Source organism: Winogradskyella sp., from assembly GCF_028282165.1.
Classification (GTDB): Bacteria; Bacteroidota; Bacteroidia; order Flavobacteriales; family Flavobacteriaceae; genus Winogradskyella.
Genome location: NZ_JANQIM010000043.1, coordinates 21,167 through 36,586 on the forward strand (window position 1 = coordinate 21,167; position 15,420 = coordinate 36,586).

The following is a 15,420-nucleotide window of genomic DNA, read 5'->3' on the forward strand; positions in this document are numbered from 1 at the left end:
GAGATTAGCGCAAATCGTATCGAGAACCACGTTCCTCGAATCTACTTCTCGATAGTTCTGCTGAACTTGTCGAAGCACACCTCGCTTTTGGCCCGATACTCAAAGTGACGCCTTAAATAAGTAAGATCATGAACGCTTACAAACAAAAAAGCCTCACTTTAAAAGTGAGACGATTTTATTTAAAAAATGTTACCTAAAACGGATAAACTAGTCCTACTTGTCACTTTGAGCGCAGCTGAATGGCTTTATAATTCAGAATATAAAGTTTCGACTGCGCTCAGCATGACATGCTCATCCTGACAATCGATAATTATTTTGTATCCATTAATTCCACATCAAAAACCAAAGTAGCATTAGGTGGAATAACACCTCCTGCACCAGCAGCTCCATAAGCCAGATCGCTTGGTATTACCAAACGAGCCTTATCACCAACATTAAGTAAGCAAATGCCTTCATCCCAACCAGGAATAACCTGTCCTACGCCAACTTGAAAGTCTAATGGTGCATTTCTTTTGTACGATGAATCGAAAACCGTTCCGTCTGCCAATTGACCTTTGTAGTGTACAGACACCATGTTTCCCTTTTCGGCCTTTTTACCGTTACCTTTTTGAATGACTTTATAACGTAAACCTGAAGCGGTTTCATCAAATCCGGCCGCTAATTTATCGAGTTCTGCTCTAGCCGCTTCACGCTCTGCTGCAATGCGTTTTTCGCGAGCACCTTCAAAGGTTCTAAAAGCTTCAACAGCATTAAACCCTTTTGCCGTGTCACCTTCTCTAATGATTTCAATACTTTCAATCTTATCACCTTGAGCTACTGCGTCTACAATATCCTGGCCTTCAACTACATTACCAAAAACAGTGTGTTTACCATCTAACCAAGGCGTCTCAACATGTGTAATAAAGAATTGGCTACCATTGGTACCTGGACCGGCATTGGCCATGGATAATTTTCCTGGAGCATCGTGCTTTAAATCTGGATGAATCTCATCATCGAATTTATAACCTGGATTTCCTGTGCCTGTACCCAGTGGACAACCACCTTGAATCATAAAATCTGGAATCACTCTGTGGAAGTTTAACCCATCGTAATATGGCGTCCCTTGTGGCTTCGCTGAATTTTCTAAATTGCCTTCTGCCAAGGCCACGAAATTACCTACTGTACCAGGTGTTTTTTCGAATTCTAAATTGACTACTATCTCTCCTTTTGAAGTGTTGAATTTTGCGTATAAACCGTCTTGCATTGTGTTTTCTTTTGTTTAAGGCTGCAAAGATACGAAGTTAAGTTGGAAATTAGGAGTTGGGTGTTAGTAGTTAGTAGTTAGTAGTTAGTAGTTAGTAGTTAGTAGTTAGTAGTTAGTAGTTGAAAGTACATAATAATCAATTGAATGTCATTGCGAGGATCCCGATAACTATTGGGAGACGAAGCAATCTTTTGGGATTTGGGTGTTGGAATTTGGCCCTTAGCTATTAGCTTTTGGGTATTGGAAGCGCAAAGTAATAAAGCAACTGTCATTGCGAGGATCCCGATAACTATTGGGAGACGAAGCAATCTTTGGAATTTGGGTTTTGGGTGTTGGCTCTTAGCTATTAGCTTTTGGGTATTGGAAGCGCAAAGTAATAAAGCAACTGTCATTGCGAGGATCCCAATAGCTATCGGGAGACGAAGCAATCTTTGAGTTTTGGGATTTGGAATTTGGGACTTGGGTTTTGAGTCTTGTCTCCTATCCCTAAAAACTATTTTTTATGTAGCTTTGGCAAAATTTAATTTCATGGGTTTTTCTTTCTCCAAATTGTTTAACAAATCTGAGTCCGACACAGCAACTAGCGATACCATTGAAGCTATTATCGCTTCTGTAGAGCATCAACCCTATGGCGTTTCGGAACATAATGTGTTATTTTCTGGATTAAATGAATTGGGTGGCTACTTGTTTTTTCAGACGGTTATTGTAGGCACGTTGAAGGTAAAATGTAAACAGGGCGCGCAACTTACGTTTAGAGGCAAGGATTTTGAATTAGTCCTCAACTCGGATTCTCTTGAATTTGAGTCGAGTTATACGGAAACCAAAGGACGCTACGCGACCAGTATCGACTTTCAGATTGAAGAAGCCGATATTAAAACTTTGGAAAAAACCAAACTAAACGAAATCCTCTTAAAGGTTAAAAAGCAGGAGATTTTGTTTGCGAAGTATTCAGCTAAGTAATTTAAATCAGTCATCCATATACCACTTATAATCAAGTAGTCTTGAGTCCAAAGATGTAATATTTCCTTCCTTCAAAATTATATTAAGTTCCTTTAAGATCTCATAACGAATATTATTGAATTTATTTACTAAGTCATGATCTGTTACTTGAATAACTTCAGTGTGCTCTATTATTAAGCCCTTTCTTATTGCATCGGTGTAAAGTAGTCGTAAATCCTGCAGTTTATTTGAGATATCTATTAGAATTGTATTCCATCTTGAATTAGAAAGTTTACTTGCAGGAAAAGAACTCTGATAAATAGTCCTATCTTCTCTCGACCTTAAAATACCGGTTTTGATAGCTTCTTGAGTATCAGCAATAGCTTGAATGAAATCGGTTGCCTTATTTTCCAAATGAAAAGGTGTATGAAATGCAGGTCTATCAAACGCGTCCTTAAGAAACGTAAGAATGTGCGTATCTAATTTATAGAAGTCGCTTTGCTTTAAAAAAGCATTATAAAACCAGTAACCTAGAATTGGGAATCTATTTAAATACTCCAAATAATCTTCCCAAAACCAAATTTCAGCAATACAACCGTTAACCTTAATTTGATTATGATTAAGCTCAATTAACTCTTTTTGAATATTAACGTCTCTAGCTGCAGTTGTACCTAAAATGAATCTTTCTAAATGTGGAAATTGAAAATACTTGTCAGTTGAATCTAATTCATCTTTTATTAAGCTAATACTCAATATTTTTGAAGTAATAAGCTCACCCTCTTGGGATGCTTGCCTTCTTTTTTTACATTGGATACCTGTTAACTTCCCGAAATTATCATAACATACAACATCAATTCCTCCCTGATTTTGACCTTGTCTTCCAAAAATACTTGAACTCCCATAATCCCAAATTAATTCAGCAATCTTCTTGGACAGTTCTTCTAAGTCTTGCCAATGAGATGGTGGTGGATAATCTATTCTCATGAGATAATTATTAACATATTCAAATTTATGACTGACACTTGTTGTATCCTTAATTTATTTGAAGTTTTTGGACTTTAGCAACTCAAAACTTAATTCGCCACCTCACTCATAAACTTAATACGATAGAGTCGTAGCTCTTCGTCTTCGTAGTCACCATCAAACTCATCAATGGCATCGGAGATTTTATCGGTTTCAGATTCCATAAAGTACTCATGGATTTCCTCTTGCTGGTCTTCGTCCAAAATTTCATCAATCCAATAATTGATATTAAGCTTGGTCCCCGAAAATACAATGGATTCCATTTCTTTAATGAAGTCGGGCATTTCCATGCCTTTGGCTGAGGCGATATCATCGAGTGGTAATTTTCGATCCACATTCTGGATAATGTAGAGTTTTAATCCAGAGTTAGAGCCTGTGGACTTTACCACCAAATCATCAGGCCGTACGATATCGTGTTCTTCAACATAGTCGGCAATTAAAGCCACAAAGTCCTTTCCGTATTTTTTAGCTTTACTTTCACCTACGCCGTGCACATTAGACAATTCTTCTAAAGTGGTTGGATATTTTAAGGCCATATCTTCCAAGGATGGGTCTTGAAAAATCACGAATGGCGGTACACCTAAACGTTTGGCATTGCGCTTGCGTAAATCCTTCAGCATCGTCATTAAACGCTCATCAGCTGCACCACCGCCGCCTTTAGCGTTGGTAATGATGCCATCATCAGATGCTTCATCGTACACATGGTCTTCTGCCATCATAAAGGACTGTGGTTGCGCTATAAAAGCTTTACCAGATGCACTTAATCGCAACACGCCATAAGTTTCAATATCTTTCCGTAACAAACCTGCCACAATAACTTGACGAATAAGTGCCATCCAGTGTCTGGGATCCTTTTCCTTTCCGACACCAAAAAAAGGCTGTGTATCTGTTTTATGAGACGCTATTAAGGCATTGGATTTTCCGACAATGACTTGTACTAAATCCTTGGATTTATATTTTTCATTGGTATTTTGAACCGTATCTAAAAGGATTTTAACATCATCCTGGGCTTCGACCTGTTTTTTTGGATTTCGGACGTTGTCATCCATATCTCCACCTTCACCTTTTTCATTATCGAACTCCTCTCCGAAATAATGCAGAATGAACTTTCGTCTAGAGATAGACGTCTCCGCAAAAGCAACCACTTCCTGTAATAAAGCATGGCCTATTTCTTGTTCGGCTACTGGTTTGCCAGACATAAACTTTTCTAACTTCTCAATATCCTTATAGGCATAAAATGCCAAACAATGGCCTTCGCCGCCATCACGTCCTGCTCTACCGGTTTCTTGATAATAACTTTCTATACTTTTAGGGATATCGTGGTGAATGACAAAACGTACATCGGGTTTGTCGATACCCATTCCAAAAGCTATAGTTGCCACAACCACGTCCGTATCTTCCATTAGGAACATATCTTGATGCTTCACCCTAGTTTTAGCATCCAAACCAGCGTGGTAAGGTACTGCTTTAATGCCATTGACCTGTAGCACTTGGGCCAACTCTTCAACACGTTTCCTGCTTAAACAATAGACAATGCCCGATTTGCCATCATTCTGCTTAACAAAACGAATGATATCTGCATCGACATTTTTCGTCTTAGGTCTTACCTCGTAATACAAGTTAGGTCTGTTAAACGATGCTTTAAAGGTTACAGCATCTGTCATTCCCAAGCTCTTTAGTATATCCTCCTGTACCTTTGGTGTAGCCGTTGCCGTAAGTCCAACTATTGGAATATCATCACCTATTCGTTTTATAATATGTCTCAGGTTTCTGTATTCTGGTCTAAAGTCATGACCCCATTCACTGATACAGTGTGCTTCGTCCACTGCCATAAATGATATTTTGACCGTCCTAAGAAAATCTACATACTCTTCTTTGGTGAGCGACTCTGGTGCAACATAAAGCAATTTTGTTATACCACTAGTAATATCGTCCTTTACGCGCTTTACCTCCGTCTTATTCAATGACGAATTGAGAACGTGTGCTATACCTTCGTGCTCAGATACTGCCCTAATAGCATCGACTTGGTTTTTCATTAAGGCGATGAGCGGAGAAACCACAATTGCGGTGCCATCCTTGATTAAAGCGGGTAATTGGTAACATAAGGATTTACCACCACCTGTAGGCATAATAACAAAGGTATTATTGCCCTCAACAACATTTTTTATAACTTCTTCTTGTAGACCTTTGAATCCGGAAAAACCAAAGTATTTTTTTAGTGCGGAGTGTAAGTCAATTTCTGCAATACTCATTAATCCCTATTAGTATTTTATATACATTTGCATAACCTTAAAGATAACAATTTCTTTAAATAAAAAAACACTCTAAAAAATTAGTTTTGAACACAGTGTCTTCTATTTTAAACATTGCCAGAACCACGATAGAATTAGAAAGTAAGGCAATTGCAAATCTGTCGGATTTACTTACGGATGATTTTGCCAATGCTGTTGAATTGATCTATAATTCCAAGGGTCGTGTTATTATAACCGGTATTGGCAAGAGTGCCATTATTGCTAATAAAATAGTAGCGACATTGAATTCTACAGGAACACCTGCTGTTTTTATGCATGCGGCTGATGCAATTCATGGCGACTTGGGCTTAATACTTAAAGATGATGTAGTGATTTGTATTTCTAAAAGCGGAAGTACACCAGAAATTAAAGTCTTAGTACCACTTATTAAGAATGCCAATAACAAAATGATCGCCATTACTGGCAATAAGGATTCTTTTTTAGGACAACAAGCCGATTTTGTTCTAAATGCCTATGTAGCTCAAGAGGCTTGTCCAAATAACTTGGCGCCTACCACAAGCACCACGGCACAGTTGGTTATTGGTGATGCTTTGGCTATCTGTTTATTGGAATTGAGAGGATTTTCTAGTAAAGATTTTGCGAAATATCATCCTGGAGGATCCTTGGGCAAACGTCTTTATTTAAGGGTAAATGATCTGTCTTCGCAAAATATGAAACCGCAAGTGGGTTTAGATGCTGGCTTAAAAGAGGTTATAGTTGAAATTACAGAAAAAATGCTTGGTGTTACCGCAGTTATCGATAACGATGAAATTGTAGGCATTATAACTGATGGTGATTTAAGGCGCATGTTGACCAAAAGTGATGATATTACCCAAATAAAAGCTAAGGATATTATGGGTACTAACCCAAGGCGCATAGCAGAGGATGCCATGGCTGTGGATGCTATGGAACTCATGGAGGAGTTTGGTATATCCCAATTGCTTGTAGAAAAAAAAGGAAAGTACGCGGGCGTTGTGCATCTCCACGATCTGATTAAAGAAGGCATTATCTAATGGCGAAGAAGAATATTGACGAAATGTCATTTTTAGACCATCTTGAAGATTTAAGATGGCACTTAATAAGAGCTACCTTAGGTATAGTTATAGCGGCGACCTTGGCCTTTATCTTTAAAAAATTCATTTTCGACGTCATCATCTTTGGGCCAACCCAAATGAATTTTCCTACTTATGAAGGCTTGTGTAAAATGTCGCAAATTATAGGCCTCAATGACACTACATTTTGTGCTGATAAATTTCCATTTGTCATTCAAAATAGAACGGTTGCAGGACAGTTTTCTGCTCATATCTGGACATCTATTTATGCGGGATTTATTATTGCATTTCCTTATGTGCTTTATCAACTATGGCGTTTTATAAGCCCTGGTCTAAAGGACAACGAGCGAAAAAATTCGAGAGGATTCTTAGTGATTGCATCGTTTTTGTTTTTCCTAGGTGTGCTATTTGGCTATTACATTGTAACGCCTTTATCCATAAATTTCTTGGCTAACTATCAAATAAGCGAACAAATCTCTAATGAGTTTGATGTTAGTTCTGTAATTGCCATAGTTAGGTCATCTGCATTGGCATCTGGATTTGTATTCGAACTCCCCATCATCATTTACTTTTTAACGAAAGTTGGCTTAGTGACGCCACAATTCCTGAGGAAATACCGAAAATACGCTTTAGTCCTTGTGCTTATATTATCCGCCATTATTACACCGCCCGATATTGCGAGCCAAGTGATTGTGGCCATACCGATTCTAATCTTATACCAGGTAAGTATTTATATTTCGGCTATCGTAGTAAGAAACCAAAAAAGAAAAATGAAAAATGTCTGATCTAGTAAAAGAATTTAATGACTATCGTTCTAAGATGAATGATAAAATCTTAGCAGATAACAATAAAATCATAAAGCGCATATTTAATTTAGATACCAATGCATATGCCGAAGGTGTCTTGGATAAGAAGACCAAAGAACTGCTTGGCTTAGTGGCTTCTGCCGTTTTAAGATGTGATGATTGTATAAAATACCACTTAGAAGCCTCCTATAATGAAGGCCTAACCAAAGCCGAAGTTAGTGAAGCTCTTGGCATTGCCACATTAGTAGGTGGTACCATAGTAGTTCCTCATTTAAGACGTGCCTATGAGTATTGGGAAGCCTTGGAAAATCAGGGTTAGAAAAGCATATCAACTGAGAATCATTACTCAAATTGTTATAACACTTCATTTGGCATTACCATCTTCCCAAATCCATGTCCCTATAGAGGGGTTAAATTTATTTTCTACATCTTTAAGGTAGCAACCATCAACTAAATCTATATTGTTGTCGTCATCATTTTTAAAATCTACAGTTGAAATGATTGGGCTTTGTGCTTTGCAGGACAAAAAACTTGAAATGACCGATATGATTAACAGGTACTTCAATACCTTTAATTTTGTTTCTCAAGCTCATAATAACCATCTGGTATGGCTATATTGGCATTTTCGTCATCTGCAAGAACTGAATTGTCTTGTATGCAAACTTGTAATTTTTCTACTCCCTCTTCATTAACATAGCGTAAGATGACATTACCTGTAATATTAAAATCATCTGGATCAGTTAAACTGACTTTAATCTTTATTTCTTGGTTGTCACTATTAATAATGCAATAGCTTGGTGTAATATGTACAAATATACTACCACTAATATTGTGGCCATAGCCTGTTATGCTCATATCATCAAAGTCTGTTAGCGTATTGACTTTTTCAATTCCATCTTCAATATATTTATATTCTCCGACCAATAAGTCCATATAGTTGGAGTCTTCAGAAGTTTGATAATGCAATTCCTTTTTTAGTTTAAATGTTAACTCTGTGTTTCCCTCGATATATTTCCAAGTTCCTACAAATTTATCAAACTCATTATTCACATCTTTTTCATAACAATTAGTGTCATACGGCGGGCAAGATCCGTCACCGTCAAGTGATTTAATGATTGATTGTGCTTTACATAAGAACAGGCTAATTATGAATATTATTGATACTATATGTTTCATTGTTTGGTCAAGGTTAATTCCTCGGGAAAAGTCAAACCACCGGGATGGTCCCTGCCATCTTCGCGCTGTATACGCCAAGCCGCTTCGGTAGGGCTGGTTAACTCAAAATACAAATCGCAATGGGCGTTTTTATGAAGGTCTGAAATTGAAAATATAAATAGGGTATCCGTATAATAGCCACTTCCTCTAATGAGATAATAACCATAACCCCAAAAATTTTCATTGGTAACGTCGAGATTTAAAGAGTTGTGTTTTTCTTCACTACTACTGTTGACAAATCTATATTTTCCAACCAACATATCCGAATAGTAATCACCATCAAATACCATTTCAATTTTCTCAAATACAATTTCTAATCTGGCATTACCTTCTTCCCATACCCATGTCCCTATAAAGGGGTTAAATTTATTTTCTACATCTTTAAGGTAGCAACCATCAACTAAATCTATATTGTTGTCATCATCATTTTTAAAATCTACAGTTGAAATGATTGGACTTTGTGCTTTGCAACTTACTGCAAAAAGTATTACAATTGTTGTTACTATATGTTTCATCGTTTTATTTTTAAATATTAATTACATGGTATTGGCTCACCAGATTCATTTATTTTTTCCCATTGGGTAAAATCGTCGTTAGCTTGGTACAAGGACATCCCAAAATCTAACTTGTCCAAAAATTTAGCGAATTTCTTTTTCTGTTTGTCAATAGTAAGCTCTTTGTCTATTATTTCATCAAATTTTTTCTTTATTCTTTTTCTGTCGGTTTCAATTTGAGCACCAATATTGACTAAGTCAGACAAGTTTAAGTGCCAATCGCCAAAGTATTTTTCGCCAAACTGGCGTAATTGTTCCCTACCATTACTATTAAACTTTAAAGCCAATTTGGTACCGTGGGCTGTTATTAAGACCATGGTAAAATCCTCATCAATATTGTACATATTATTGAGATAACAGGTACCATCTGCATTAAAGGTAGGGTTAAACAAAGCAAATATAAAATACAAATCATCTATAGAAAATACAGGTGAATGCTTAACCTCATCATCATGGGTGTGGAAAAACCCTTTTAAGATTGTAGGATAAGGGATTGTTATATTCATTTGGTCATTGATATTTTCTTCTTCGACATAGTCGTAACCATAGCCAGAGTCTGTTGTTGTATCTTCTTTTTGTATATATCCAACTTCTTTGTTTACTGTTGTGGATTTGGTGTTTAGCTCCATCATTATTGCCATAAATTCTGGGTCATTAGAGGATGCTATTAATTCATTACAGCCACTTTTCTCTCTGCACTCCTCAAGTGTTCCACCATCTTCAAGACAGTCGCAAACGGATTGTCTTTGACCAGTAAACAGACAAGTTTCATAAGCATCAAAAGCGCAGTCCCCATTAAGATCCCCATCAATACGCTCCCTACATTCCTCGGGCCTTATGGTCACCGCAATGGCAGTCGTCCCAGGGCCAGTGGTCCTCGCAACTGCACTGGTAGGGCACCAGCTCCGTGGAAACGATCACCGTGCCCATACAGTCCCAGGGATAATCGGCACCGTAAACGGCACTGCCGCCACCGCCGCCACCAAGGCCAAGGCCACCGCCTAGGCTATTCCCCTCTTCAGAATCCTCGTCCGGATCGGTACGCACTGTCAAGGTGACACGCTTGGACTGTACCTTGCCCTGATAGGTCTCGTGCCTATTGTTGAGCCAATGGTCCGTTGGCGTGTACTTGGTAAGGAACATATCGGATGCACCGTTCTTATGCTCTATGGTGAGGTTGTAGAACACCGTACTGTCACTTTGGTGTGCGACCTTCATGGTATAGGAGGTGTAGTCGCCAAGGGTGACCTGTTTTATGATATCGGTCTCCAGGACGAGCCCAAGGGTATCGGTTGTGGATTTGCCCTGTAGGCCGCCGGCAAGCCGTGAGGCCCTGTGCCTGTCCAGGTTGTACTTTGCCTTTAGGTCGCTAAAGGTGGTATTGGCATTGTCGTAGGCAATGGTCTCGATCTTGGGGATTTTGTGCCCTGTGTTCTGTTCCGCTACGTGGTCGTCCTTTTGGCAGGCAACATAGACCAATAGCGAGCAAAGATATAGCCAGGGTGAATAAAAGGATTTTTGTTTTATACAAATCATATTAAGTAAAGAAGGTTAAGTTAAACTACTGTTTATAGCATTAATGCTCTTAAAGGGCAAGCAGTAAAACTACCTATCATAAGTTTGTACTCCAATAGTGAAGTAATAAACGGTCGTATACACGAATAAGCGGTCGTATACACGAATAAAAGGAAATATTGATATAATTCTATTATGGGCTTTTATTAACCCAATGGCATATGTTAGGGCTTGTTTAATAACGATCTGCCATAGTTTTTTGAAATTGCTTATTTAAAATACCAAAAGACCTGTTAAAACTTGAATAGCAAATTATAAAATACTTATTTTAGCCATCTTATATTCGAGATATGAAGCTACGTGCGGAAAATTTAATGAAGTCCTATAGTGGACGAAAAGTGGTTAAGGATGTTTCTCTTGAGGTGAACCAAGGCGAAATAGTAGGTTTGCTTGGTCCAAATGGTGCAGGTAAAACAACATGTTTTTATATGATTGTTGGAATCATTAAACCTAACGGAGGAAAAATATTTCTAGATAATGCCAACATTACCAAATACCCTATGTACAAGCGTGCCCAAAATGGGATTGGTTATTTAGCACAGGAAGCTTCTGTATTTAGAAAATTGAGTATTGAAGATAACATCTTAAGTGTGCTTCAACTGACCAAGCTGAGCAAAAAGCAACAGCACGAAAAAATGGAGTCGTTGATTGAGGAATTTGGCCTAGGACACATTAGAACCAACCGTGGTGATTTATTATCTGGTGGTGAGCGACGTCGTACAGAAATTGCTCGTGCACTTGCTACGGATCCTAATTTTATATTACTCGATGAACCCTTTGCTGGTGTTGACCCCGTTGCTGTAGAAGACATACAACGCATTGTCGCTAAACTCACCAAAAAGAATATCGGTATTCTTATCACCGACCATAATGTACAAGAAACTCTAGCCATTACAGACAGAACCTATTTAATGTTTGAAGGTGGTATTCTTAAAGCAGGTATACCAGAAGAACTAGCCAGTGACGAAATGGTACGCAAAGTCTATCTCGGACAAAACTTTGAGCTGCGTAAAAAGAAATTGGAATTCTAATTTATTTCAGCTTCTTTCTTACCCTCTTAAATGTACGCCAGCCCAAGTATATAATTGAAGATTGAATAAATAAATTCATCAACCAATACAAAACCTTAATGTATAGACTCTCTCTTACATAAAAGGGTAAATTTTTATTTATAATACTGATTGGAAGGCTAAAAAATTCAACAATTTGGTCGGTAACAGGCACCAAATCACTTCCATTTTTTGTGAGCATCACATCTGCAAACACTATCAAAAACTGAACTACCAATAATATTAAAAAAATGATGACGTAGGATTTTAGTTTAAGCTTTCTCATTTTTTATTAATTTCTTTTATTAATTATCTTTTGATAAGGTCCTTGTACGATATTCATAATGAATAATAATATGATCCGTAATACTATGGCTATTCTGGCCTTGCGGATACGTTCTTGGTTGTTTAAGGAGATGTAAAGAAGACTATCGAATCCTAGAACAATTTGTTGAAGCATTACTAGCACTAAGAGGGTAAACATTACTTCAGCCATGTTCTATGTACTGTTTTAAATGGGTTGGTTAATATTCTTTATGTCTAATATCGATAATACAATGTAAAGAAGCACAATAATTGGTATTGCTGCAAATTTTAAAACAATAATCGCTACCAAACTTAAGATTAAAAATATATAGCGCGTCGCATTATTCTCAAAACTCCAATCTTTAAACTTCAATGCAAACAACTTAATATTAGAGTTAAGAAGATAACAACTCAAAAGTGTTAGACCTATCAAAAACCACTTGTTAATGATTATGGAATTCATGATATCATTATTTTGATATTCTAAAATAAGCGGTAAAGACAAAATCAACAATGTATTTGCAGGCACTGGCAGCCCTTTAAAAAACGTTTGCTGGTCTTCGTCTAAATTGAACCTTGCTAAACGATATGCAGAGGCCAATGGAATGAGTAAACCTATTAATGGAACGTACGAAACTTTAACCGTAGTCCAGTCCATCGTTGCTGTCCAGCTGTTCTCAAACGTCACAAAATCGTTAACTCCCACTGACAACGCTATTAATTTCATCATAATAATTCCTGGTACAACACCGCTTGTCACTAAGTCTGCCAAAGAATCTAGTTGAATCCCGAGCTCGCTCTGTACATTAAGTATACGTGCCAACAAACCATCAAAAAAATCGAAAAATATACCCAAGAAAACGAAAATAGCAGCAACTACAAAGTTACCGTACACTGCAAAAACTATAGCAATACAACCCGAAAACAGATTAAGAAGTGTTACCATGTTGGGTATGTGTTGCTTAAAACTCATGAGTTTTATTTTTGTAAAAATAAAAAAGTATTTGAGCTTAACTTATTATTTTTTTCAAATTGCAAATATTTTAAAACAATAAGTAGCCACTTTTGAAGTTAAATAGATAGAAAAATTGTGCATATTTGTAAAAAATTTTGCTGTTGAAAAATTACGTTGTAATTCTCTTAACTCTCTTTGCTATTATAGCTTCGGCGCAAACCACCAGAAAGTATTCCAACGAATTTATGAATATTGGTGTAGATGCTGCTGCCCTAGGTATGAGCAATGCTGTAGTATCCCAAACTGCAGATGTTAATTCTGGATACTGGAATCCGGCAGGATTGGTGCATCTCGAAGACAATCAGCTTGCTTTAATGCACTCGAGTTATTTTGCAAATATTGCCAACTACAATTATATCGCCTACGGTATGCCTTTAGACGACCGCAGTGCTGTTGGGATTTCGATCATTAGATTTGGTGTTGATGATATCCTAGATACCACCCAGTTAATTGATGATCAGGGCAACATAAATTATGATAGAATAAGTACATTTTCTACAGCAGATTATGGCATCACATTTTCTTATGCCAGAAAACTGCCCTTAGATGGTTTAAATTTTGGGGTCAACGCAAAAATTATAAGACGAATCATTGGAGATTTTGCTTCGTCATGGGGCTTTGGTCTAGATGCTGGCATTCAGTTCGAGAATAACTCGGGCTGGAAATTTGGTTTAATGGCAAGGGACATAACGACAACCTATAATGCTTGGTCCATTGATGAAGGTAACTTTGAGCGGATAAGTGGTGCTATTGAGGGACAAAATCAGGAATTACCCGAGACTACAGAAATTACAATTCCAAAATTAGAAATAGGCATGTCTAAACGGTGGGTCTTTAATTACGATTATTCGTTAACAGCTGCGACCAATCTCAATATCCGTTTTGAAGAAAATAATGATATCATTTCTAGCTCATTTGCTAGTATAAATCCTGCTCTAGGTTTTGAATTTGGGTATACGGATTTGGTATTTCTACGAGGTGGAGTAGGGAATTTTCAGAATGAATTGCAAATTGACAATTCTGAAGATTTAACGTTTCAGCCTAATTTTGGTGTTGGTTTTAAATACAAAGGTATACAGATAGATTATGCCTTTACGGATATTGGTGACCAGAGTGCTGCATTATATTCTAACGTTTTCTCATTAAAAATAGATTTTAGCATTTTTAGATAGCGATGCCTATGAAACTAAAACTATCCTTTTTCGCCTTATTACTTATTTCAATTTTAGGTTTTGGCCAGCAGCGTTCTCTAACTGAAAATGCTGAAGTATCAATACTTACCTTCGGACCTGGTACGTCTTTAAATGATGCCTTTGGCCATAATGCCTTTAGAATTAAAGATGAAAACCAAAGAATTGATTTGGTATATGGTTATGGTGAATATGATTTTGGTGCACCAAATTTCTATTTAAAGTTTGCAAGAGGTAAGCTGAACTACATGATTAGCAAAAACAGTTTTGCTAATATTTTTCGCCATTATTCAAGCTACAACCGAAGCATTAAAGAACAGATTCTAAATCTATCCTTTGAAGAAAAGCAGAGGTTATTTGATTTTTTAGAGAATAATTATAGACCCGAAAATCGAAAATATCTCTATGATTTTTTCTTTGATAATTGTGCGACAAGAATAAGGGATGTTTCTGATATAGCTACCAAGAATACAATAACCTATGGATTCCCTGATGATTCCCAGCAAAAAACATTTAGACAACTTATACACGAGCATTTAAGTTTTAACTCTTGGGGAAGCTTGGGTATTGATATTGCTTTAGGTTCTGTTATAGATAGAGAAGCTACTGCTAATGAATATATGTTCTTGCCAAAATATATTCATGCTTTTTTTAATACTGCTAAAATTGATAAAACCAACGATTTAGTGAAGAGTTCGTCTACACTATTTGAAAGCAAGCCTACTAATGCATCAACAAACATCTCTTTCAGTCCATTATTCATTATAGGACTAATTGCCATAGCTATTATCTATATTACTTATAAAAACTTTATGTCTAAAACACGTAGTAAATGGCTAGATATTTTACTCTTTGGAATTACAGGACTCGTAGGTGTTATTCTTTTACTCCTATGGTTTGCGACCGACCATACTGCTACTGGCTACAACTACAATCTGCTTTGGGCTTTTCCTTTAAATCTATTACTGCTTTATCAATTAAACAATGACAAGGTAAAAAATTGGGTTAGAGGTTTTTTAAAGTTCTTAATCATTATGCTTTGCCTAATGACTATGCATTGGATCATTGGTGTACAAGTATTTGCAATAACCTTAATTCCCTTACTAATAGCTTTATTATTACGCTATATCTATTTATTGAAATTTTACGGCAAAAACTAAAG

Annotated in this window: 17 protein-coding genes; 7 read left to right on the plus strand and 10 right to left on the minus strand. The window is 36.9% G+C overall.

The features are described from left to right. Positions 1 to 310: 310 nt before the first annotated feature. A complete protein-coding gene (locus tag Q0972_RS16190) occupies positions 311 to 1,243 on the minus strand; it encodes a peptidylprolyl isomerase (RefSeq protein ID WP_299367804.1) in 933 nt (310 codons plus the stop codon). Positions 1,244 to 1,771: 528 nt separating this feature from the next. Between Q0972_RS16190 and Q0972_RS16195 the strand changes: the two genes are divergently transcribed. After that, positions 1,772 to 2,203, plus strand: coding sequence for a hypothetical protein (locus Q0972_RS16195; protein WP_299367806.1), 432 nt, complete (start codon positions 1,772 to 1,774; stop codon positions 2,201 to 2,203). 6 nt (positions 2,204 to 2,209) lie between these two features. On the opposite strand, the gene Q0972_RS16200 is transcribed toward Q0972_RS16195, so the two are convergent. Together Q0972_RS16200 and recQ are read right to left on the minus strand one after the other, a co-directional pair. Beyond that, complete coding sequence (locus tag Q0972_RS16200) at positions 2,210 to 3,166, minus strand: hypothetical protein (protein WP_299367810.1); 957 nt, start codon at positions 3,164 to 3,166, stop codon at positions 2,210 to 2,212. Positions 3,167 to 3,255: 89 nt separating this feature from the next. Beyond that, the gene (recQ, locus tag Q0972_RS16205) at positions 3,256 to 5,457 is read right to left on the minus strand and encodes a DNA helicase RecQ (protein ID WP_299367812.1); all 2,202 of its coding nucleotides are present in this window, start codon (positions 5,455 to 5,457) and stop codon (positions 3,256 to 3,258) included. 86 nt (positions 5,458 to 5,543) lie between these two features. Between recQ and Q0972_RS16210 the strand changes: the two genes are divergently transcribed. The 3 genes from Q0972_RS16210 to Q0972_RS16220 are packed head-to-tail and all read left to right on the plus strand — an operon-like array spanning position 5,544 to position 7,673. After that, positions 5,544 to 6,509 (plus strand): KpsF/GutQ family sugar-phosphate isomerase, encoded by a 966-nt coding sequence (locus Q0972_RS16210; protein WP_299367815.1) that lies wholly within the window; start codon positions 5,544 to 5,546, stop codon positions 6,507 to 6,509. Next, positions 6,509 to 7,333 carry a twin-arginine translocase subunit TatC gene (gene tatC / locus Q0972_RS16215; RefSeq protein WP_299367817.1) on the plus strand — a complete coding sequence of 275 codons (825 nt, stop codon included), beginning with the start codon at positions 6,509 to 6,511 and terminating at the stop codon, positions 7,331 to 7,333. Before Q0972_RS16210 ends, tatC begins: the two co-directional genes overlap by 1 nt. Continuing rightward, complete coding sequence (locus Q0972_RS16220) at positions 7,326 to 7,673, plus strand: carboxymuconolactone decarboxylase family protein (protein ID WP_299367820.1); 348 nt, start codon at positions 7,326 to 7,328, stop codon at positions 7,671 to 7,673. The genes tatC and Q0972_RS16220 overlap by 8 nt, the downstream gene beginning before the upstream one ends. A 45-nt stretch (positions 7,674 to 7,718) precedes the next feature. Here Q0972_RS16220 and Q0972_RS16225 read toward each other — a convergent pair whose 3' ends face one another. The 5 genes from Q0972_RS16225 to Q0972_RS16245 are packed head-to-tail and all read right to left on the minus strand — an operon-like array spanning position 7,719 to position 10,659. Next, on the minus strand, positions 7,719 to 7,919 hold the full coding sequence (locus tag Q0972_RS16225; RefSeq protein ID WP_299367823.1) for a DUF6705 family protein: 201 nt from the start codon (positions 7,917 to 7,919) through the stop codon (positions 7,719 to 7,721). Between the two features lie 5 nt (positions 7,920 to 7,924). Beyond that, positions 7,925 to 8,530, minus strand: coding sequence for a DUF6705 family protein (locus Q0972_RS16230; RefSeq protein ID WP_299367826.1), 606 nt, complete (start codon positions 8,528 to 8,530; stop codon positions 7,925 to 7,927). Beyond that, positions 8,527 to 9,084 (minus strand): DUF6705 family protein, encoded by a 558-nt coding sequence (locus Q0972_RS16235; protein WP_299367829.1) that lies wholly within the window; start codon positions 9,082 to 9,084, stop codon positions 8,527 to 8,529. The genes Q0972_RS16230 and Q0972_RS16235 overlap by 4 nt, the downstream gene beginning before the upstream one ends. 17 nt (positions 9,085 to 9,101) lie before the next feature. Next, the gene (locus Q0972_RS16240; protein WP_299367832.1) at positions 9,102 to 9,968 is read right to left on the minus strand and encodes a hypothetical protein; all 867 of its coding nucleotides are present in this window, start codon (positions 9,966 to 9,968) and stop codon (positions 9,102 to 9,104) included. After that, the gene (locus Q0972_RS16245) at positions 9,943 to 10,659 is read right to left on the minus strand and encodes a hypothetical protein (RefSeq protein ID WP_299367835.1); all 717 of its coding nucleotides are present in this window, start codon (positions 10,657 to 10,659) and stop codon (positions 9,943 to 9,945) included. Before Q0972_RS16245 ends, Q0972_RS16240 begins: the two co-directional genes overlap by 26 nt. A 329-nt stretch (positions 10,660 to 10,988) precedes the next feature. Here Q0972_RS16245 and lptB point away from each other — a divergent pair, with 329 nt between their 5' ends. After that, positions 10,989 to 11,729 (plus strand): LPS export ABC transporter ATP-binding protein, encoded by a 741-nt coding sequence (gene lptB, locus Q0972_RS16250; protein ID WP_299367838.1) that lies wholly within the window; start codon positions 10,989 to 10,991, stop codon positions 11,727 to 11,729. 1 nt (position 11,730) lies between these two features. Here lptB and Q0972_RS16255 read toward each other — a convergent pair whose 3' ends face one another. Both Q0972_RS16255 and Q0972_RS16260 read right to left on the minus strand, forming a co-directional pair. After that, positions 11,731 to 12,033, minus strand: coding sequence for a hypothetical protein (locus Q0972_RS16255; RefSeq protein WP_299367841.1), 303 nt, complete (start codon positions 12,031 to 12,033; stop codon positions 11,731 to 11,733). A 225-nt stretch (positions 12,034 to 12,258) separates the two neighbouring features. Continuing rightward, complete coding sequence (locus Q0972_RS16260) at positions 12,259 to 13,026, minus strand: CDP-alcohol phosphatidyltransferase family protein (protein ID WP_299367844.1); 768 nt, start codon at positions 13,024 to 13,026, stop codon at positions 12,259 to 12,261. Positions 13,027 to 13,169: 143 nt separating this feature from the next. Between Q0972_RS16260 and Q0972_RS16265 the strand changes: the two genes are divergently transcribed. Together Q0972_RS16265 and Q0972_RS16270 are read left to right on the plus strand one after the other, a co-directional pair. Further along, on the plus strand, positions 13,170 to 14,240 hold the full coding sequence (locus Q0972_RS16265; RefSeq protein WP_299367847.1) for a PorV/PorQ family protein: 1,071 nt from the start codon (positions 13,170 to 13,172) through the stop codon (positions 14,238 to 14,240). Positions 14,241 to 14,248: 8 nt separating this feature from the next. Next, positions 14,249 to 15,418, plus strand: coding sequence for a DUF4105 domain-containing protein (locus tag Q0972_RS16270; protein WP_299367850.1), 1,170 nt, complete (start codon positions 14,249 to 14,251; stop codon positions 15,416 to 15,418). The last annotated feature ends 2 nt before the right edge of the window (positions 15,419 to 15,420 follow it).